11 protein-coding genes are annotated in these 20,048 nt (G+C 72.9%); 9 read left to right on the plus strand and 2 right to left on the minus strand.

The window, feature by feature from the left end:
- The first annotated feature begins 4 nt into the window (after positions 1 to 4).
- The 9 genes from ACILRH_RS05000 (at position 5) to ACILRH_RS05040 (ending at position 14,547) form a co-directional block, all read left to right on the plus strand.
- Positions 5 to 1,690 (plus strand): ribonuclease J, encoded by a 1,686-nt coding sequence (locus ACILRH_RS05000; RefSeq protein WP_395691273.1) that lies wholly within the window; start codon positions 5 to 7, stop codon positions 1,688 to 1,690.
- 194 nt (positions 1,691 to 1,884) lie between these two features.
- On the plus strand, positions 1,885 to 4,518 hold the full coding sequence (locus ACILRH_RS05005) for a DNA translocase FtsK (RefSeq protein WP_395691274.1): 2,634 nt from the start codon (positions 1,885 to 1,887) through the stop codon (positions 4,516 to 4,518).
- Positions 4,515 to 6,278, plus strand: a complete 1,764-nt coding sequence (locus ACILRH_RS05010; protein WP_395691275.1) for a helix-turn-helix domain-containing protein — start codon at positions 4,515 to 4,517, stop codon at positions 6,276 to 6,278. The genes ACILRH_RS05005 and ACILRH_RS05010 overlap by 4 nt, the downstream gene beginning before the upstream one ends.
- Positions 6,279 to 6,351: 73 nt before the next feature.
- Positions 6,352 to 7,755 (plus strand): 30S ribosomal protein S12 methylthiotransferase RimO, encoded by a 1,404-nt coding sequence (rimO, locus tag ACILRH_RS05015; protein ID WP_395691277.1) that lies wholly within the window; start codon positions 6,352 to 6,354, stop codon positions 7,753 to 7,755.
- Positions 7,752 to 8,366: a CDP-diacylglycerol--glycerol-3-phosphate 3-phosphatidyltransferase gene (pgsA, locus tag ACILRH_RS05020; protein WP_395691278.1), complete on the plus strand. Its 615-nt coding sequence runs from the start codon at positions 7,752 to 7,754 to the stop codon at positions 8,364 to 8,366. The genes rimO and pgsA overlap by 4 nt, the downstream gene beginning before the upstream one ends.
- Before the next feature lie 91 nt (positions 8,367 to 8,457).
- Positions 8,458 to 10,875, plus strand: coding sequence for a bifunctional metallophosphatase/5'-nucleotidase (locus tag ACILRH_RS05025; RefSeq protein ID WP_395691279.1), 2,418 nt, complete (start codon positions 8,458 to 8,460; stop codon positions 10,873 to 10,875).
- 18 nt (positions 10,876 to 10,893) lie between these two features.
- The gene (locus ACILRH_RS05030) at positions 10,894 to 13,683 is read left to right on the plus strand and encodes an ExeM/NucH family extracellular endonuclease (protein ID WP_395691280.1); all 2,790 of its coding nucleotides are present in this window, start codon (positions 10,894 to 10,896) and stop codon (positions 13,681 to 13,683) included.
- A 37-nt stretch (positions 13,684 to 13,720) separates the two neighbouring features.
- On the plus strand, positions 13,721 to 14,209 hold the full coding sequence (locus tag ACILRH_RS05035) for a CinA family protein (RefSeq protein WP_395691281.1): 489 nt from the start codon (positions 13,721 to 13,723) through the stop codon (positions 14,207 to 14,209).
- Between the two features lie 32 nt (positions 14,210 to 14,241).
- The gene (locus ACILRH_RS05040; RefSeq protein ID WP_395691283.1) at positions 14,242 to 14,547 is read left to right on the plus strand and encodes a helix-turn-helix domain-containing protein; all 306 of its coding nucleotides are present in this window, start codon (positions 14,242 to 14,244) and stop codon (positions 14,545 to 14,547) included.
- A 116-nt stretch (positions 14,548 to 14,663) separates the two neighbouring features.
- On the opposite strand, the gene ACILRH_RS05045 is transcribed toward ACILRH_RS05040, so the two are convergent.
- Together ACILRH_RS05045 and ACILRH_RS05050 are read right to left on the minus strand one after the other, a co-directional pair.
- A complete protein-coding gene (locus tag ACILRH_RS05045; RefSeq protein WP_395691285.1) occupies positions 14,664 to 15,449 on the minus strand; it encodes a DNA-formamidopyrimidine glycosylase family protein in 786 nt (261 codons plus the stop codon).
- Complete coding sequence (locus ACILRH_RS05050; RefSeq protein WP_395692068.1) at positions 15,442 to 19,965, minus strand: ATP-dependent helicase; 4,524 nt, start codon at positions 19,963 to 19,965, stop codon at positions 15,442 to 15,444. Before ACILRH_RS05050 ends, ACILRH_RS05045 begins: the two co-directional genes overlap by 8 nt.
- Positions 19,966 to 20,048: the final 83 nt, after the last annotated feature.

A 20,048-nucleotide genomic window follows, 5' to 3' on the forward strand; every position in this document is an offset into this window, starting at 1 on the left:
CTAGATGAGCCACCCACACCCCGAGCTCTCCGCACCGGCAGACCTGCCGGAGGGAGGGCTCCGAGTCATCCCCTTCGGCGGCCTCGGCGAGGTCGGCCGCAACATGACCGCCTTCGAGCACGCCGGCCGGTTGCTGCTGGTCGACTGCGGGGTGCTGTTCCCCGAGGACCACCACCCCGGCGTCGACCTGATCCTCCCGGACTGGTCCTCCATCCGCGACCGCCTCGACGACATCGAGGCGCTGGTGCTGACCCACGGGCACGAGGACCACATCGGCGCGACGCCGTACCTCCTGCGCGAGCGGCAGGACATCCCCCTCGTCGGCTCCAAGCTGACGCTGGCCCTGCTCGGCAGCAAGCTGCGCGAGCACCGGCTCAAGGAGACCGTCCACCACGAGGTCAAGGAGGGCGACCGGATCCGGTTCGGCCCGTTCGACCTCGAGTTCGTCGCGGTCAACCACTCCATCCCCGACGCGCTGGCCGTCGCGATCCGCACCGGCGCCGGGATGGTGCTGCACACCGGCGACTTCAAGATGGACCAGCTGCCGCTGGACCGCCGCATCACCGACCTGCGCGCGTTCGCCCGGCTGGGGGAGGAGGGGGTCGACCTCTTCCTCACCGACTCCACCAACGCCGAGACGCCGGGCTTCACGCCGGCGGAGAAGTCGATCACGCCGGTCATCGACCAGGTCTTCCGCGACTCCGAGCGCCGGATCATCGTCGCCTGCTTCGCGTCGCACGTGCACCGAGTGCAGCAGGTGCTCGACGCGGCGTACGCCCACGAGCGCCAGGTGGCGTACGTCGGCCGCTCGATGGTCCGCAACATGGGCATCGCCCGCGACCTCGGCTACCTGCGGGTCCCGCCCGGCGTCCTGGTCGACGCCAAGGACCTCGCGGACCTGCCCGTCGACCGCCAGGTGCTGATCTCGACCGGGTCGCAGGGCGAGCCGATGAGCGCGCTGTCGCGGATCGCGCAGCGCAACCACAACTTCGTGCACATCGAGTCCGGCGACACCGTGCTGCTCGCCTCGAGCCTGATCCCGGGCAACGAGAACGCGGTCTACCGGGTCATCAACGGCCTGGCGCGCTGGGGTGCCCGCGTGGTCCACAAGGGCAACGCGCTCGTGCACGTCTCCGGCCACGCCAGCGCCGGCGAGCTCCTCTACTGCTACAACGTCGTGCAGCCGCGCAACGTCCTGCCGGTGCACGGCGAGATGCGGCACATGCTCGCCAACGGCGAGCTGGCGCGGGCCACCGGGGTCGAGAACGTCGTCGTCGCCGAGGACGGCGTGGTGGTCGACCTGGTGGACGGCGTCGCGTCGATCGCCGGCAAGGTCGACTGCGGCTACGTCTTCGTCGACGGCTCCTCGGTCGGCGACATCACCGAGTCCGACCTCAAGGACCGCCGCATCCTCGGCGAGGAGGGCTTCATCTCGGTGATCGTGGTCGTCGACTCGGTCAGCGGCAAGGTGTCGGCCGGTCCCGAGATCCACGCCCGCGGGTTCGCCGAGGACGACTCGGTCTTCGACGAGCTGAAGGACCCGATCTGCGACGCCCTCGACGCGCTGATCGCGGAGGGCAGCACCGACAGCTACCAGCTGCAGCAGGCGGTGCGCCGGATCGTCGGCCGCTGGGTCAGCAACACCCACCGCCGCCGCCCGATGATCATCCCGGTGGTCATCGAGGCGTGACGGCTGGGGCGTGGGATGAATCCCCGGTCAGCCGGGGATTCATCCACCCGGTCAGGGAGTTCATGACGTTGTCAGGGGTTGCAACCCCCGACAACGTCAGGTCTCCCCGGTCAGCCGGGGATTCATCCACCCGGCCCCGACACGCACCCCTGTGATGCGTGTGACGGGAGTGGCTGCTGCGTAGGGTGGTACGCATGGCGACCCGTACGTCTTCCCCGCCGGGGTCGCGGAGCAGGAGCACGTCCTCGACCAGGACCGCGACGACGTCGCGGAGCACCGGCCGAGGGGGCACCAGCACCCGATCCCGGAGTACCAGCCCGAAGCGCAAGCCTGCCCCGAAGAAGAAGCCGGCCCGCAAGCCAGCGTCGCGCCGTCCGGCGCCGCGGGCGGTGCGCAACGGCCCGGGGCCGGTGTCGCGGTTCTTCGCGATGCTGTTCCGCGGGGTCGCCGCCGTCTGGCTCGCCGTCGCGCACGGCGTGGGAGCGGTCGCCCGCAGCATCGGGCACACCGCCCGCGACCTGGAGCCCGAGCACCGTCGTGATGGCATCGGACTCGCCCTCTTCGGCTCCGCGGTCGTCGTCGCCGCGGCCGTGTGGTGGCAGCTGCCCGGGTCGGTCATGGACGCGACCCGCACCATCGTCGAGGGGTCGGTCGGCAAGGTCGGCTTCCTCGTCCCCCTCGTGCTGCTGTTCATCGGCTGGCGCACCATGCGCGACCCCTCGCAGCACGGTCCGGTCGGCCGCCAGGTCGTCGGCTGGTCGCTGCTCGGCTTCGGCCTCCTCGGCATCGTCCAGATCGCGGCCGGCAACCCGCAGCCCGACATCGGCGACACCTCCGACCTGCGCACCGCCGGCGGGGCCGTGGGGTACGTCGTCGCCAGCCTGCTGCTCGACCTGCTCCGCTCCGAGTACGTCGTCGTGCCGCTGCTCGCGCTGCTGGCGTTCTTCGGCGTCCTGATCATCACCGCGACGCCGCTCTACCAGGTGCCGGTCAAGCTGGCCCACGCCCGCGACCGGCTGCTCGGCCGCGCCCCCGTCGAGCAGGGGGACCCCGATGCCACCCAGGCGATGGCGGCGACCCGCCCGCGCCGCCGGCGCGGCGCCGCGGCCGACGAGGTCGACCCCGACATGGGCAACCCGGCGTACGACAGCCCGGTCCTCTCCGACCGTGAGCTGCGCAAGCGCAAGAAGAACCTGGAGACCACCGACGACGGGCTCGACATCTTCGCGCCCGACCCGGTCGAGGCCGTCGCCCCGGACGCCGTGGAGACCGGTCTCGACAAGGTCGACCACCGCGAGCTCGAGCCGCCTCCGCACAGCCCGCTGCCGCCGCGGGTGGAGCAGCTGGCGCTCTCCGGCGACATCGCCTACTCGCTGCCGGCCAACGAGGTGCTCAAGCCCGGCTCGCCGCACAAGCCGCGCTCCAAGGCCAGCGACGCGGTCGTGGACCGGCTCACCCAGGTGATGGAGGAGTTCGGCATCGACGCGCAGGTCACCGGCTACACCCGGGGCCCGACCGTCACCCGCTACGAGGTGGAGCTCGGCCCCGCCGTGAAGGTGGAGAAGGTCACCGCGCTGTCGAAGAACATCGCGTACGCCGTCGCCAGCGCCGACGTGCGCATCCTCAGCCCGATCCCGGGCAAGTCCGCGATCGGCATCGAGATCCCCAACACCGACAAGGAGATCGTCTCCCTCGGCGACGTGCTCCGGTCGGGGACGGCCCGCGCCGACCACCACCCGATGGTGGCCGGGCTCGGCAAGGACGTCGAGGGCGGGTTCGTGGTCGCCAACCTCGCCAAGATGCCGCACCTGCTGGTCGCCGGCGCCACCGGCTCGGGCAAGTCGTCGTTCATCAACTCGATGATCATCTCGATCCTGATGCGCTCCACGCCCGACGAGGTGCGGATGATCATGGTCGACCCCAAGCGGGTCGAGCTGAACGCCTACGAGGGCGTCCCGCACCTGATCACGCCGATCATCACCAACCCCAAGAAGGCCGCCGAGGCGCTGGCGTGGGTCGTGCGCGAGATGGACATGCGCTACGACGACCTGGCCAACTTCGGCTTCCGTCACATCGACGACTTCAACAAGGCGGTGCGGGCCGGCAAGGTCACCGTGCCGCCGGGCAGCGAGCGCGAGCTCACGCCGTACCCCTACCTGCTGGTCGTCGTCGACGAGCTCGCCGACCTGATGATGGTCGCCCCGCGCGACGTCGAGGACGCCGTCGTCCGGATCACCCAGCTCGCGCGGGCGGCGGGCATCCACCTGGTGCTCGCGACGCAGCGGCCGTCGGTCGACGTCGTGACCGGTCTGATCAAGGCCAACGTGCCGTCGCGGCTGGCGTTCGCGACCTCGAGCCTCGCCGACAGCCGGGTCATCCTCGACCAGCCCGGCGCCGAGAAGCTGGTCGGGCAGGGTGACGGTCTGTTCCTGCCGATGGGCGCCTCGAAGCCGGTGCGCGTGCAGGGATCCTGGGTGACCGAGGCCGAGATCCACCAGGTCGTCAACCACTGCAAGACCCAGCTCGAGCCGTCCTACCGCGAGGACGTCACCGCCCCGGCCCAGAGCAAGCGCGAGCTCGACGACGACATCGGCGACGACATGGACCTGGTGGTCCAGGCGATCGAGCTGGTCGTGTCGACGCAGTTCGGCTCCACCTCGATGCTGCAGCGCAAGCTCCGCGTCGGCTTCGCCAAGGCGGGCCGGCTGATGGACATCCTCGAGAGCCGGGGCGTCGTCGGTCCCAGCGAGGGGTCCAAGGCGCGCGACGTGCTCATCAAGCCCGATGAGATCGATGCCGTGATCGCGACCCTCCAGGGGGAGATGTGAGCAGCTACAGCACGGACCTGCAGGAGCGCACCGAGACGGCGGTCGAGGTCCGCGGCGACACCCGCGTCACCGCGGTCGTCGGCGCCCTCGCCTCGGTCGTGGCGATCGCCTACCTGGCGCGCGTCGTCGGCGGTGGCGGATGGCTCGACTGGGCCCTGATGCTGGTCGTCGGCGCGGTCGCCGTCGCCCACCTCCAGGCGCTGGTCGACGCGCGCGTGCCGCTGCTGGTGGTCGACGCCCAGGGCGTCCGGCTGCGCCGGGGCCGCACCTGGCACGGCCTGCCGTGGAGCGACATCGAGTGCCTCGAGCACGAGCCGCGTCGCGGGCTGCTCCACGACGGCCGGGTGGTGCTGGTGCCCCGCGACCCCGACGCGGCGCCGCTCGCGGTGCGGCTGACACTGTCGACCCGGGTGGTCGGCGCCGACGGCGACCTGACCGCCGCGGTCGGGCGCCTCGCCGCGGACCCCGCCCAGGTCGTGGAGATCGTGGACGCGCAGCCCGACGAGGCACCGGAGGTCGTCGCGGACCTCGACGAGCACCCCCTCCCGCTGGACGAGCCGGTGGACGTCGCCGCGGAGCTCGACCACGACCACGGCGACGACCACGACGACGACCACGACGACGAGCGCCCGTCTCGGCTGCGCGACCCGCGCCCGGCGATCGCCCGGGGGATCGGGTACGTCGCCGAGCACCTGCGGCTGCGGCTGCCCCCCGTGGAGGAGCCGTCCGAGCCCGAGCCGGCCGTCGACGTACCGCCCCTGGTCGCCGGCAGCGCGCCGCTGCCGCTGCGCGACCCGGTCGGCGGCGTGCGCGCCGAGATCCGCTCCGACGTGCGCTTCGAGGGCGCCGCGGCGCTCCAGACCGACCCCGCCGACGACGAGGACGAGACCACCCGGGCCCTGCCCGAGGCGGTCGTGCTGCGGCGGGGTGCGGAGGACCCGGAGCGGGACCTGGGGGAGAAGACCGTCGTCTGGGACCACCGGGTCACCCCGATCGCGACGCCCGGCCCGTCGGTCGAGCCGCTGGTGATCGACGACCTGGCGCCGGCGCCGGCCCCCGACCCGGTGGTCGGGCCCGAGATCGCGGCGGCCCGCACCCGGCTGTCGTTGACCGTCGACGACCTCGCCACCCGCACCCGGATCCGTCCGCACGTGATCGAGTCCATCGAGGTCGACGACTTCGCGCCCTGCGGCGGCGACTTCTACGCCCGCGGCCACCTGCGCACGCTGGCGCGGGTCCTCGGGATCGACGCGGCCCCGCTGCTGGCGGCCTACGACGAGCGGTACGCCGACGCGCCCATCGACGCCCGCCGGGTCTTCGAGGCCGAGCTCGCCACCGGGGAGGGTGGTCCGATCCGCGGCACCCGCGGCGGCCCGAACTGGTCGGTGCTGGTCGCCGCGGTGATGGCGGTCGTGCTGGCCTGGTCGATCGTGCGGCTGCTCACCGACAGCCCCGTGGAGCTGCACTCCACCCCGGTGCTCAACGGCTCGCCGTCGGGGTCCTCCAAGCTCGCCCCGGCCGTCCCCGTGGTGCTCGACGCCGCGGCCGGTGGCGCCCACGTGGTCGTGCGCGACGGCGCCGGCCAGATCGTCTTCAACGGCGACCTGGCCTTCGGCGACAGCCGCACGGTCAAGGCCGCACCGCCGGTGCGCGTCCAGTCCTCCGACGGCGGCCTGAAGGTCACCGTGGACGGACAGGACCGCGGGCCGCTCGGTGCCGACGGCCAGCCGGCCCAGAACACCTTCGCCGCCGCCCAGTAGGTGACCCCGTCGACGCGACCCGGTCGTTCGCCGAGTAGGAGCCCGCGCCCCGGGTTGCGATACTCGGGGGATCATGACGACTGACGCGCCGGCCCTCCTCTCCGTGGCGATGGTGACCCTCGGGTGCGCCCGCAACGAGGTGGACTCCGAGGAGCTGGCCGGCCGGCTCGAGGCCGACGGGTTCCGGCTGGTCGACGACCCGGCACAGGCCGACACCGTCGTGGTCAACACCTGCGGGTTCGTCGAGCAGGCCAAGAAGGACTCGGTCGACACCCTCCTGGAGGCCGCCGACCTCAAGGGCACCGGCCGCACCCAGGCCGTGGTGGCCGTCGGCTGCCTGGCCGAGCGCTACGGCAAGGAGCTGGCCGACTCCCTGCCCGAGGCCGACGCCGTGCTCGGCTTCGACGACTACCCCGAGATCGCCGACCGGCTGCGCGCGATCGTGGCGGGGGAGACCCACGCCGCGCACACCCCGCAGGACCGCCGGCTGCTGCTGCCGATCACCCCGGTGGAGCGGTCGCTGTCCACGACGCCGGTGCCCGGGCACGCCTCCGGACCCGCGTCGGTGCGCCGGCGGCTCGACCCGGGTCCGACCGCGGCCCTCAAGCTGGCCAGCGGGTGCGACCGGCGGTGCTCCTTCTGCGCCATCCCCGCCTTCCGCGGCTCGTTCGTGAGCCGGCGGCCCTCCGACGTCCTGCAGGAGGCGCGCTGGCTGGCCGGCGAGGGCGCCCGCGAGCTGTTCCTGGTCAGCGAGAACTCCACCTCCTACGGCAAGGACCTCGGCGACCTGCGCCTGCTCGAGACGCTGCTGCCCGAGCTGGCCGCGGTCGACGGTGTCGACCGGGTCCGCGTCTCCTACCTGCAGCCGGCCGAGACCCGGCCCGGGCTGGTCGAGGCGATCGCGACGACACCGGGCGTCGCGCCGTACTTCGACCTGTCCTTCCAGCACGCCAGCGCCGGCGTGCTGCGGCGGATGCGCCGCTTCGGCGACCCCGAGAGCTTCCTCGGGCTGCTCGAGCAGGTCCGGGCGCTGGCGCCCGAGGCGGGCGTGCGCAGCAACGTGATCGTCGGCTTCCCCGGCGAGAGCGAGGACGACCTCGAGACGCTGTGCGACTTCCTGGTCGCGGCCCGGCTCGACGTCACCGGCGTGTTCGGCTACTCCGACGAGGACGGCACCGAGGCGGCGTCGTACGACGGCAAGCTGGACGCCGACGAGGTCCGGGCGCGCACCGAGCACGTGAGCGCCCTGGTCGAGGAGCTGACCGCGCAGCGCGCCGCGGAGCGGGTGGGCGAGACGGTCGAGGTGCTCGTCGAGCAGGTCGACGGTGGGACCGTGGAGGGCCGGGCGGCCCACCAGGGACCCGAGGTGGACGGCTCGACCTACCTGGCGGGCGGCGCCGACCTGAAGACCGGCGACCTGGTTCGGGCCGTTGTCACCGGCTCGGAGGGCGTGGACCTCTACGCTGAGGTCCTGTGACCGAGGCGACGCGGGCCCAGCCGAGCAACTGGAACGTCCCGAACGTCCTCACGACCCTGCGGATCGTGATGGTCCCGTTCTTCGGGTGGGCGCTGTTGGTCGACGGCGGCGACTCGATCACGTGGCGCTGCGTGGCCAGCGTGCTGTTCGTCCTGGCGATGGTCACCGACAAGATCGACGGCGACCTGGCGCGCAAGCACGACCTGGTCACGAACTTCGGCAAGATCGCCGACCCGATCGCGGACAAGGCGATCACGGGCATGGCGTTCATCGGGTTGTCGATCGTGGGTGACATCTGGTGGTGGGTCACGATCATCGTGCTGCTGCGCGAGTGGAGCGTGACCCTGCTGCGCCTCTCGGTGCTCAAGAAGGTCGTGATCGCGGCCGCCGACCTCGGGAAGATCAAGACGACCTTCCAGGCGGTCGCGCTGGGCTTCCTCTGCCTGCCGCTGCGCGACCCCGACCTGCCCTCGGGCCTGCAGGTGCCGTGCGAGGTGCTGTTCTACGCCGCGCAGGTGTGCCTGGCGGTCGCGGTGGCGCTGACGATGTGGTCGGGGTGGGAGTTCTACCGCGACGTGTGGAAACAACGGGCAAATCTTCGCTCCACCTGATCGTCAGGGGTGGATTTTCGGTCGCCCGATGAGGTTGGGTAGCGCCGTCACACCACATCAGGACGATCATCAGGACGAAAGGTCCGCCACCGTGCCCTCCACTTCTCGGGCGCGACGGGGCATCCGTGCCCTCGTCGCCACCTCCGGGCTCGCCCTCACGGCGACGTCGCTCGCTCTCGTCGGCCCACCCGCTCAGGCCGCCGCCACCCCCAACGTCTACGTCAACGTGGTCGCCACCAACGACTTCCACGGTCGCATCCGCTCCAACGGCGTCGAGGCCGGGGCGGCGGTGCTGGCCGGCGCTGTCGACCAGATGCGCGAGACCTGGCCCAACACGGTCTTCGCCGCTGCCGGCGACCTGATCGGCGCCTCGACCTTCGAGTCGTTCATCGCCCACGACAAGCCCACCATCGACGCGCTCAACGCGGCGGGGCTGGACGTCTCGGCGGCGGGCAACCACGAGTTCGACCAGGGCGTGGACGACCTGGTCGACCGGGTGATGGCGCCCTACGACGCCGATACCAACCCCTACGGCGGCGCGGAGTGGAAGTACCTCGCCGCCAACGTGATGGTCAAGGACACCGGCGACCCGCTGCTCGACCCGTCGTTCATCAAGGTGTTCAACGCAGGGGCCGGCAACGAGGTCAAGGTCGGCTTCGTCGGCGCCGTCACCGAGCACCTGCCCGAGCTCGTCTCGCCGGCGGGGATCGCGGACCTCGACGTCACCGACATCGTCGACTCGGTCAACGCCGAGGCCGACCGGCTCAAGTCCGAGGACCACGTCGACGCGGTCGTGATGCTGGTCCACGAGGGCGCCGGTTCGACCGACTGCGCGACCATGGACGACGACCCGACCTCCGACTTCGGCAGCATCGTCACCGGCGTCGACCCCAACGTCGACGCGATCGTCTCGGGGCACACCCACCTGGCCTACAACTGCAAGTTCCCGGTCGCGGCCTGGCAGGCCGACGCCAACCACCCGGTCAAGGAGCGCCCGGTCGTCTCGGCGGGCCAGTACGGCTACAACCTGAACCGGCTCGGGTTCAGCATCTCGCCGGACGACAACAAGATCATGGCGATCAGTCAGTACCTCATCCCGCTGACCGAGTGCGTCAGCGCGTGCGGCACCTCCGGCGCCGCGTTCGCGCCGGTCTACCCGGCGGACCCCGACGTCAAGAGCATCGTCGACGCGGCCGTGGCCGACGCCGACGTGAAGGGAGCGGTCAAGCTCGGCGAGATCGCCGACGGGTTCAGCCGTGCGTACCGACCCAAGAGCGGCGGCGGCACCGAGGAGAACCGCGGCGGCGAGTCCACCCTGGGCAACCTCGTCGCCGAGGTGCAGCGCTGGGCGACCCAGTCCGACACCTTCGGCGGTGCCCAGATCGCGTTCATGAACCCCGGTGGGCTGCGCAAGGACATGGTGGGCACCGGGAGCTACCCCTCGCCGGTCACCTACAAGCAGGCCGCCGACGTCCAGCCGTTCGCCAACACGCTGGTCAACATGACGCTGACCGGTGCGCAGATCAAGACGGTGCTCGAGCAGCAGTGGCAGCCGGCCGGTGCGTCGCGCCCGTTCCTGCGCCTGGGCACCTCGCAGGGCTTCCGCTACACCTATGACCCAGCGGCCCAGACGGTCACCGGGATGTGGCTGGACGGCGACCCGATCGACCCTGCAGCCGACTACTCGGTCACCGCGAACTCGTTCCTGGCCGCGGGCGGTGACAACTTCACCGAGTTCGCCAACGGGACCGGCCGGCGCGACACCGGCCAGGTCGACCTGCAGGCGATGGTCGACTACCTCGAGGAGTTCGGCACCGACGCCGACCCGCTGCCGGTCGACTTCAGCCAGCACGCCGTGGGTGTCGACTTCCCGGCCGATGCGCCGGCGGCGTACGCCCCGGGTGACCAGGTCACCTTCACGGTGTCATCCCTGGCGATGTCCGGTGCCGGCGACGAGCAGGACGGTCAGCTGGGCGTCCAGCTCGACAGGGTGGACGCCGGGACGGTCCCGGTCGACAACTCGGTCGCCGAGGGCACGCCGTACGACGAGTCCGGCACCGCGGCCGTGACGGTCGACCTGCCCGCGGACGCCGTCACGGGTCCGCACGTCGTCACGCTCACCGGCGCGACCACCGGCACGACCGTGACGGTGCCGCTGACCGTGGCCACCGCACCTCCGCCGCCGCCGGCGACCAAGATCGACTCCACCACCACGGCGTCGTCGACCCCGGCGGTGGTCGTCCGCCGCAAGACCAGGCCGATCATCCGGGTCTCGGTCTCCACCGAGGAGGGTCGGGCCAGGGGCACCGTCCGGGTCACCGTGGCGGGCCGGGACTTCCGGCTGGCCCTGGTCAACGGCCGGGCCTCGGTCCGTCTCCGGCCGTTCGCGAAGGTCGGCCGCAAGGAGGTCAGGGCCACCTACCTCGGCAACAGCACGACCAAGCGGTCGACGACTCCCGCGTCGGGGCCGGCCCACGGTCGGCCCCGACGCGTCTCCCCCCACAGCTGAATTCTCGGAAGGTTCTCCATGTCCCAGACGTCTCGGGCGTCGCGGCGGGTGCTGGCGGCTGCCGCCGGCCTCGCGGCGGCGGTCACCGGCACCGCCCTGCTCCCGTCCGCCCCCGCCAACGCTGCCAGCACCGGTCTGGTGATCAGCGAGGCCTACGTCAACGGCGGTTCGACCGGCGCGGCCTACACCAACAAGTACGTCGAGCTCTTCAACCCCACGGGCACTGCGATCAGCCTGAGCGGGCTCTCGGTCCAGTACCGCGCCCCGGGCAGCAGCGGTGCCTCGACCACGACCGTGCCGCTGTCCGGGACGGTCGCCCCGGGCGGCTACTTCACGCTCCAGGGCGGCAGCAACGGCACCAACGGCAGCGCCGTTCCCGGCGTCGACCAGACCTCCTCGCTGAACCCGGGGGCCGGCGGCGGGACGATCACCCTGGCGAGCGTCACCACGGCCGTCGACCCGTCGACCTCGTCGAGCGTCGTCGACAAGCTGGGCTGGGGGACGAGCAACACGCCGGAGGGCACGGCGGCGACGGGCAACAGCGTCACGCTGAGCCTGCAGCGGTCGGCCTCCGGCGCCGACACCGACGTCAACAGCGCCGACTTCCAGGCCGCAGCACCGACGCCCGACGCGGTCAACGCGGGTGGGACCCCGCCGTCGACAGACCCGACCGACGTCACCATCGCGCAGGTGCAGGGCACCGGTGCCACCTCGCCGCTGGTGGGCCGGCAGGTGGTCACGCGAGGGGTCGTCACGGCGGCGTACCCGACCGGTGGCCTCAACGGGTTCTTCCTGCAGACCGGGGGCACCGGCGGGGACCCCGACGCGACCCCAGGTGCCTCGGACGCCGTATTCGTCTTCGGCTCGACCGCGGCCGGCCAGGTCTCGGTCGGCGAGTCCGTCGAGGTCGCCGGCACGGTGAGCGAGTTCGCCGGCCTCACCGAGATCGGCTCGCCGACCGTCACCCAGCTCGCCACGCCGCTGCCGGCGGTCCACCCCCGGGCCACGAGCGTGCCGGCGGCGGCAGACCGGGAGGCGCACGAGGGTGAGCTGTTCGCCCCGACCGGGCGGTTCACGGTGACCGACACCTACTCGACCAACCAGTACGCCGAGATCGGGCTCGCCGCCGGCGACCACCCGCTCGTGCAGCCCACCGAGGTGGCCGACGCCCAGGACAAGCCTGCGATCGCGGCGATCGTGGCGGACAACGCCGACCGCGGCGTCGTGCTCGACGACGGATCCAGCATCAACTTCCTGCCGTTCGACGGCGGTCCCGCGCAGGACATCCCGCTGCCCTGGCTGACGCCGGAGCGGTCCATCCGTGTCGGCGCGGCCGCCGAGTTCACCGGTCCGGTGGTCCTCGACTACCGCAACGGCACCTGGAAGTTCCAGCCGACCCACCAGGTCACCGGCACCGGGACCGACGTGGCCACCTTCGAGGACACGCGACCGCAGAACCAGGCGCCCGGCGACGTCGGCGGCGACGTCCGGCTGGCGACGTTCAACGTGCTGAACTACTTCAACACCACGGGCACGGCGTACGAGGCGACCCACCCGGGGGCGTGCGACTTCTACGTGGACCGCGACGACGACCCCGTGACCGTCGACGACTGCGGCCCGACCGGCCCGCGCGGTGCGGCCCAGGATGACGACCTGGCTCGGCAGCAGACCAAGATCGTGACGGCCATCAACAAGCTCGGCGCCGGCATCGTGTCGCTGGAGGAGATCGAGAACTCGGTCGCCCTCGGCGAGGCGGACCGCGACGACGCCCTCGCCTCGCTGGTCGACGCCCTCAACGCGGCCGCCGGCGCCGGCACCTGGGCGTTCGTGCCCTCGCCCCCGGCGTCCGAGCTGCCGCCCCTGGCCGAGCAGGACGTGATCCGCACGGCCTTCATCTACCAGCCGGCGACCGTGACCCCGGTCGGTCCGTCGCAGGTCCTGGTCGGCAGCACGGCGTTCAGCAACGCGCGTGAGCCGCTGGCCCAGGCGTTCAAGCGCCGTGGGGCCCCGGACAGCGACGCGTTCGCGGTCGTGGTCAACCACTTCAAGTCCAAGGGCTCCGGGACGCCCGACCCCGACGGCCAGGGCAACGCCACTGCAGACCGGGTGGCGCAGGCCGAGGCGCTGTGGCCGTTCGCGCAGCAGTTCGCGGCCTCGCGGGGCACCGACAAGGTGTTCCTCACCGGCGACTTCAACTCCTACACGCAGGAGGACCCGCTGCAGGTCCTCTACGCGCACGGGTACACGAACCTCGGCTCGACCACGAGTCCGGGGGAGACGACGTACTCCTTCGACGGGCTGTCCGGCTCGCTGGACCACGTGCTCGCCAACGACGCCGCCCGCGCCTGGGTGACCGGCGTGGACGTGTGGCAGATCAACGCGGAGGAGCCGGTCGCCTACGAGTACAGCCGCGACAACTACAACGCGACCGACTTCTACCGGCCCGACCAGTTCCGCGCCTCCGACCACGACCCGGAGGTCGTCGGGCTGGACCTGCCCGAGGTGGGTCCGGTCGCGTCCACCGTGACCGCGCCGGACGTCACCGCGGTGTACAGCAAGGAGCCCGTGCGGATCCCGGTCGAGGTCAGCGCGGACGGCGTCGTGCCGACCGGCACCGTGACCGTGTCGAAGCGTCACCGGGTGCTCGGCACGGCGACGCTGGAGGACGGGTCAGCCGTCGTGCGGCTGCCCTCCAAGTGCCTCAAGCGCGGCACCTACACCCTCACGGTGTCCTACTCCGGTGACGAGGACGTGCTGGCGGGCTCGACGGAGGTGACGGTCCGGGTCACCAACCCGGCCGGTCACTGAGGGTGGGACAGCAGGAGCAGGTGGATACCGTGGTCGGGTGACCGACCTCGAGAAGCGTGTGCACCTGCTCCTGCGCGCCGCCGGCACGACCGTGGCGACCGCCGAGTCCCTGACCGGCGGCCGCCTCGCGGTGGCGATGACCGACACCCCGGGCGCCTCGGAGACGTTCCTCGGCGGCGTGGTCACCTACGCGACCGAGCTCAAGGCGTCCGTGCTCGAGGTCGACCAGCAGGTCATCGAGGACAAGGGGGTCGTGTCGCCCGAGTGCGCGAAGGCGATGGCCTCCGGCGTCCGGGCGCTGACCGGGGCGACGTACGGGCTCGCCACCACCGGCGTCGCCGGGCCCACCGAGCAGGAGGGCAAGCCGCCGGGCACCGTGTTCGTCGGCATCGCCGGGCCCGGGCTGGTCGAGGCCGTGGCGCTCGAGCTGTCCGGCAAGCGGGCGCAGATCCAGGAGCGCACCGTCCGCGAGGCGCTGACGGCGTTCGAGGCCGTCCTGCGACGGGAAGATCCGCCCCTCGGGTAGCGTTGCTGCTACGTACCTGAAGGGAGACGTGCATGGTGCTGTTCCGTCGGCTTCTCGGCGACGTGCTCCGCGACCTGCGGATGCAGCGTGGACTGACCCTGCGCGAGGTGTCGGCGGAGGCCCGGGTCAGCCTGGGCTACATCTCCGAGATCGAGCGGGGACAGAAGGAGGCCTCCTCGGAGCTGCTCGCCTCGCTGTGCGCCGCCCTCGACGTCCCGCTCTCCGACGTGCTGCGCGACGTCTCCGACCTCGTGGCGCTCGAGGAGGCCGCGGCCGGCCTGCTCCGCATCCCCGTCGCCGCGCCCCGGGCCGGCGAGGTCGTCACCTCCGCCGCCTGACGCCCTCCGTCCTCGTCCCCGGTCGCCGTCTGTCGCTCCGGGACGTCATGCGAGGTGGTTGTCGGGGCTACCACTACGTATGACGTCCCGGGAGGACCGGCGAGTCAGCTCGGACGTCAGCGCGGCGGCTGGCAGGAGGGGCACCAGTACCCGACCCGGCGCTGCTCGCCGAGCTCGGCCCGCTCGATCGGCGTGCCGCAGCGCAGGCAGCGCTCGGTGCCCCGACCGTAGACCCAGAGGCTGTGCCCGCGGCGCTTGTCGCCGGTGGTGCAGATCTGGGGGAGCTGCTTGTTCTGCACCAGCACCCGGTGGGCCAGCCGGACCAACCGCTGCGGGTCGGCGACCACGCGCACCGGGGAGCGGGGGTCGTAGCCGGTCAGGAAGCACAGCTCGCTGCGGTAGATGGTGCCGATCCCGGCCAGGTTGCGCTGGTCGAGCAGGGCCTCGCCGAGCGGGCGGTCGGGGTCGGCGGTGAGCCGGCGGACCGCCTCGTGGTCGTCCCAGTCCGGGCCCAGCAGATCGGGCCCGAGGTGACCCACGACGTCGTCCTCGCACTCGCGCGGCAGCAGCTCGACGATCCCGAGCTGGAAGCCGACCGCACTGCGGTCACCGGCGTCGAGCACCACCCGGGCGAGGTGCGCCGGCTTCGACCAGCGCTCGCCGCGGCGGTAGGTCCGCCACGAGCCCTCCATCTTCAGGTGGGTGTGTAGCGTCCAGTCGCGGTCGTGGCTGATCCGGGTGAGCAGGTGCTTGCCCCGCGACACGGTCTCGACGACGGTGCCGCCCGCGAGGTCGGCGGTCGCGTGCTGGGGCACCCGGAAGTCGGTGCGCGTCAGGGTGCGGCCGTCCAGCGCCTGCGCGAGCCGCTGGGCGGTGCGCCAGACCGCGTCGCCCTCAGGCACCGGCCGACCTCAGCCGCAGCCCCTTCGGCGTCGCGACGAACCCGGCCGACTGCAGCGCCTCGCGCAGCGGCGTGGACCCGCTGCCGAGCAGCTGCTCGCCGTCGGCCTTCTCGACGGTCATCCGGCCCAGCGAGCCGCGCCGGGCCGCCTCCGCCAGCGACGCGGCGGCCGGTCCGAGCACGTCGGGCTCCTCGGACCAGGTGAGCAGGGTCCGACCACCGCGCTCGACGTACATCGCGAGCCGGCCGTCGACGAGCACGACGATGGCGCCCGCCTTGCGACCGGGCCGGTGGCCCGTCCCGGCGGTCGAGCCGGTCGAGACCGGCCACCCGAGTGCGGCGCCGTACGGGTTGGCGGGGTCGGTGGCGGCCAGCGCGACGGCGGTGGGCTTGGCGTCGTCGGGCACCTCGGAGAAGGTGCGCAGCCGGTCGACCGCTCCGGCGGTGCCGAACTGGGCGGCGCCGAGGCCGGCGACGAAGTAGCCGCGGCGGCAGCGGCCGGAGTCCTCGAACGCCGAGAGCACCTGGTAGACCCCGGCGAAGCCACCGGGTACCCGTTCGCTGACGACCGCGCCCCGGGTCACGACACCGTGTCGCTCCAGCAGCCGCTCCGCGGTCGCGGTGGAGCGGCGGGTGGCATCCGTCTCGACCGCAGGCAGCAGCGCCCACCGGCCTGCGGTCTCCGGCGGGCCGGTGCGCGCGGGTCCGGCACCGGGGCGGCGTCCGAGCCGGGGCGGCGGCCGGCGCGAGCGGTGGCTCGGTGTGCCGCTGCGGGTCAGCGCACGCAGCGGGGTGAGCGTGTCGTTGCTGATCCGCCCCGCCCACACCAGGTCCCACAGCGCCGTGGACAGCGCGGCGTCGCTCGTCGCCCCCACCTGGCCGGCGAGCTGGCGGAAGAACCAGGCACCGCCGGGCGCGAGCGCCTCGAGGACCGCCTCGTGGAGCTCGCTGTGCTCGAAGGGCGAGGGCTGGGGCAGCGTCAACGGCGCCTGGTCGGCGAGGTGGAGCGACACCCAGCCGTCGGAGCCGGGGAGGGCGGCGTGCCCGGCCCAGAGCACCTCGCCGGAGGCGGTGAGCTCGTCGAGGTACGACGGCTCGTAGTCGCGCACCCGCGCGGCCAGCACCAGCGGCTCGAGCGCGGAGGCCGGCACCGGGCAGCCGGCGAGCTGGTCGACCACGGCGAGCACGCCGTCGACGCCGCGGTGCCCCCGCGTGCTGGAGCCGGGGACGGCGACGTGCTGCCACGCGGTCAGGAAGCGGCCGAGGGTCTCCGGCTCGACCGGCTCGATCTCCTGGCGCAGTCGGGCCAGGGACCGGCGGCGGAGCCGTCGCAGCACCTCGGCGTCGCACCACTCCGTGCCGCTGCCCGAGGGTCGGAACTCGCCGTCGAGCACGCGGCCGTGCGCAGCCAGCCGCTGCAGGGTCAGCCGGACGACTGCGCTGCCGAGGCCGAGCCGGCCGGCGACGTCGTCGACGGTGAACGGTCCGTGCGTGCGGGCGTAGCGCCCCACCAGGTCGCCGAGCGGGTCGTCGACGGGGTCCGCGAACACGTCCGGCGTGCCCGGTGGCACCGGGACGCCCAGACCGTCGCGCAGCCGGCCGACGTCCTCGATCGCTGCCCAGCGCTCCTCGCCGGCCATCCGCACCTCGACGACCCGGCGGGTGTCGGCCAGCGTGCGCACCCACTCGTCGACCGGTGCACCCGGGACGCTGCGGGCGGCGACCTCGGTGGTGCTCAGCGGACCGAGCAGGCGGACCAGGTCGGCGACGCCCTCGGCGTCGCGGGCACGACGGTCATCGGCCGTGCGTTGCAGCTCCGCCTCGACCTCGGCGAGCACCTCGGGGTCGAGCAGCTCGCGCAGCTCGGCGCGGCCGAGCAGCTCGGCGAGCAGGCCCTGGTCGAGGGAGAGCGCGGCCGCCCGGCGCTCGGCGATCGGGGAGTCGCCCTCGTACATGAACTGGGCGACGTAGCCGAAGAGCAGGCTGCGGGCGAACGGCGAGGGCTGGGTGGTCGACACGTCGACCACCTGCACCTCACGCCGGTCGACGCCGCGCATCAGGGCGACCAGCGACGGCAGGTCGTAGACGTCCTGGAGGCACTCGCGGACGGCCTCGAGCACGATCGGGAAGGACGGGTACTTCGACGCGACCTCGAGCAGCACCGCCGAGCGCTGCCGCTGCTGCCACAGCGGCGACCGGCGGCCGGGGTCGCGGCGCGGGAGCAGCAGCGCGCGCGCCGCGCACTCACGGAACCGGCTCGCGAACAGTGCGGAGCCGCCGACCTCCTCGGTCACGATCGTCTCGATCTCGTCGGGCTCGAACACCACCACGTCACCGGTGGGCGGCTCGGCGTCGGTGTCGGGGATGCGTACCACGATGCCGTCGTCGGAGGCGACCGCCTGGCCGTCGACGCCGTACCGCTCGCGGAGCCGGGCGTTGATCGCCAGCGCCCAGGGTGCGTGGACGGGCGTGCCGTACGGCGAGTGCACGACCAGCCGCCAGTCGCCGAGCTCGTCGCGGAACCGCTCGACCAGGACGGTCTGGTCGCTGGGCAGCAGGTTGGTGGCGTCGAGCTGCTCGTGGAGGTAGGTCACCAGGTTGCCGGCGGCGTACTCGTCGAGGCCGTCCTCGCGGGCCCGCGCCTCGGCGCGCTCTCGCGGGAGCGCGCCGAGCTCGCGGGTGAAGGCGCCGATCGCGGCGCCGAGCTCGGCGGGACGGCCGAGGGCGTCGCCCTTCCAGAAGGGCAGCCGCCCCGGGATGCCCGGGGCGGGGGTGACCAGCACCCGGTCGTGGGTGATGTCCTCGATCCGCCAGCTGGTGGCGCCGAGGGCGAAGACATCGCCGACCCGGGACTCGTAGACCATCTCCTCGTCGAGCTCGCCGACCCGCCGGCCCGTTCCTTCGCCGACCAGGAACACGCCGAAGAGGCCCCGGTCGGGGATGGTGCCGCCGCTGGTGACCGCGAGCCGTTGGGCGCCCGGTCGGCCGGTGAGGGTGCCGGTCACCCGGTCCCAGACGATCCGCGGGCGGAGCTCGGCGAACTCGTCGGAGGGGTAGCGGCCGCTGAGCAGGTCGAGGGTGGCGTCGTAGGCGCTGCGCGGCAGCTGGGTGAACGGCGCGCTGCGGCGGACCAGGTCGAAGAGGTCGTCGACCGACCAGGCGTCGAGCGCGGTCGCCGCGACGACCTGCTGGGCGAGCACGTCGAGGGGGTTGGCCGGCACCCGCATCGACTCGATGGCGCCGGTGCGCATCCGCCCGACCGCGACGGCGGTCTGGGCGAGGTCGCCGCGGTGCTTGGGGAACAGCACCCCGCGCGAGACCTCACCCACCTGGTGGCCGGCACGCCCCACGCGCTGCAGGGCGCTCGCGACGCTCGGCGGGCTCTCGATCTGCACGACCAGGTCGACCGCGCCCATGTCGATGCCGAGCTCGAGGCTGCTGGTCGCGACCACGCAGGGCAGCCGCCCGCGCTTGAGGTCGTCCTCGATCAGCGCCCGCTGCTCCTTCGACACCGACCCGTGGTGCGCCTTGGCGATCACCTGCTCCGCCCCGTGGCTCTGGCCCGACTGCGCCATCACCTGTGCCGGGCTCTGCCCGTCCTGCTCGACCGCGCCGCCGGCTCGCTCGGTCGCGATCTCGTTGAGCCGGGCGGTCAGCCGCTCCGCGAGCCGCCGGGAGTTGGCGAAGACGATCGTCGAGCGGTGCTGCTCGACGAGGTCGACCACCCGCTCCTCCACGTGCGGCCAGATGCTCTGGGCGCGCTGTGGCTCGTCGGCGTCCTCGTCGTACTCCTCCGGGGCGGTCATGTCCTCGACCGGGACCACGACCTGCAGGTCCCACTCCTTCTCGGAGGGGGGCGCGACGATGTCGACCGGTGCGCTGCCGCCGAGGAACCGCGCCACCTCCTCCAGCGGTCGTACCGTCGCCGACAGCCCGATCCGCTGGGCCGGCCGGTCCAGCAGCGCGTCGAGACGCTCGAGGCTGACGGCGAGGTGGGCGCCACGCTTGGTGCCGGCGACCGCGTGCACCTCGTCGAGGATGACGGTCTCGACGCCGCGCAGCGACTCGCGTGCCTGGCTGGTCAGCATCAGGAAGAGCGACTCGGGCGTCGTGATCAGGACGTCCGGGGGACTGGTGCTCAGCCTGCGCCGGTCGGCCGCGGGGGTGTCGCCGGAGCGTACGCCGACGGCCACTTCGGGCACCGGCGACCCCAGCCGCTCAGCGGTGTGGCGGATGCCGGTCAGCGGTGCGCGCAGGTTGCGCTCCACGTCGACGCCGAGCGCCTTGAGCGGTGAGATGTAGAGGACCCGGCAGCGCCGCTGCCGGTCGTCGGGCCGTGGCTCGGTCAGCAGCCGGTCGATGCTCCACAGGAACGCGCTGAGCGTCTTGCCCGACCCCGTCGGTGCCACCACCAGCGCGTGCCGGCCGGCCGCGATGGCCTCCCACGCGCCCGTCTGGGCAGGCGTCGGCTCGGCGAACGCGGCACCGAACCAGGTGCGCGTCGCCTCGCTGAACATCTCGAGCGGTCCCGGCACCCGACCATCTTCGCTCACGGCACCGACAGTGGACCGGTGGACGGTCGGCCGGCGCGGACGTCGGC

It is taken from the genome of Nocardioides sp., from assembly GCF_044226765.1.
Lineage (GTDB): Bacteria > Actinomycetota > Actinomycetes > Propionibacteriales > Nocardioidaceae > Nocardioides.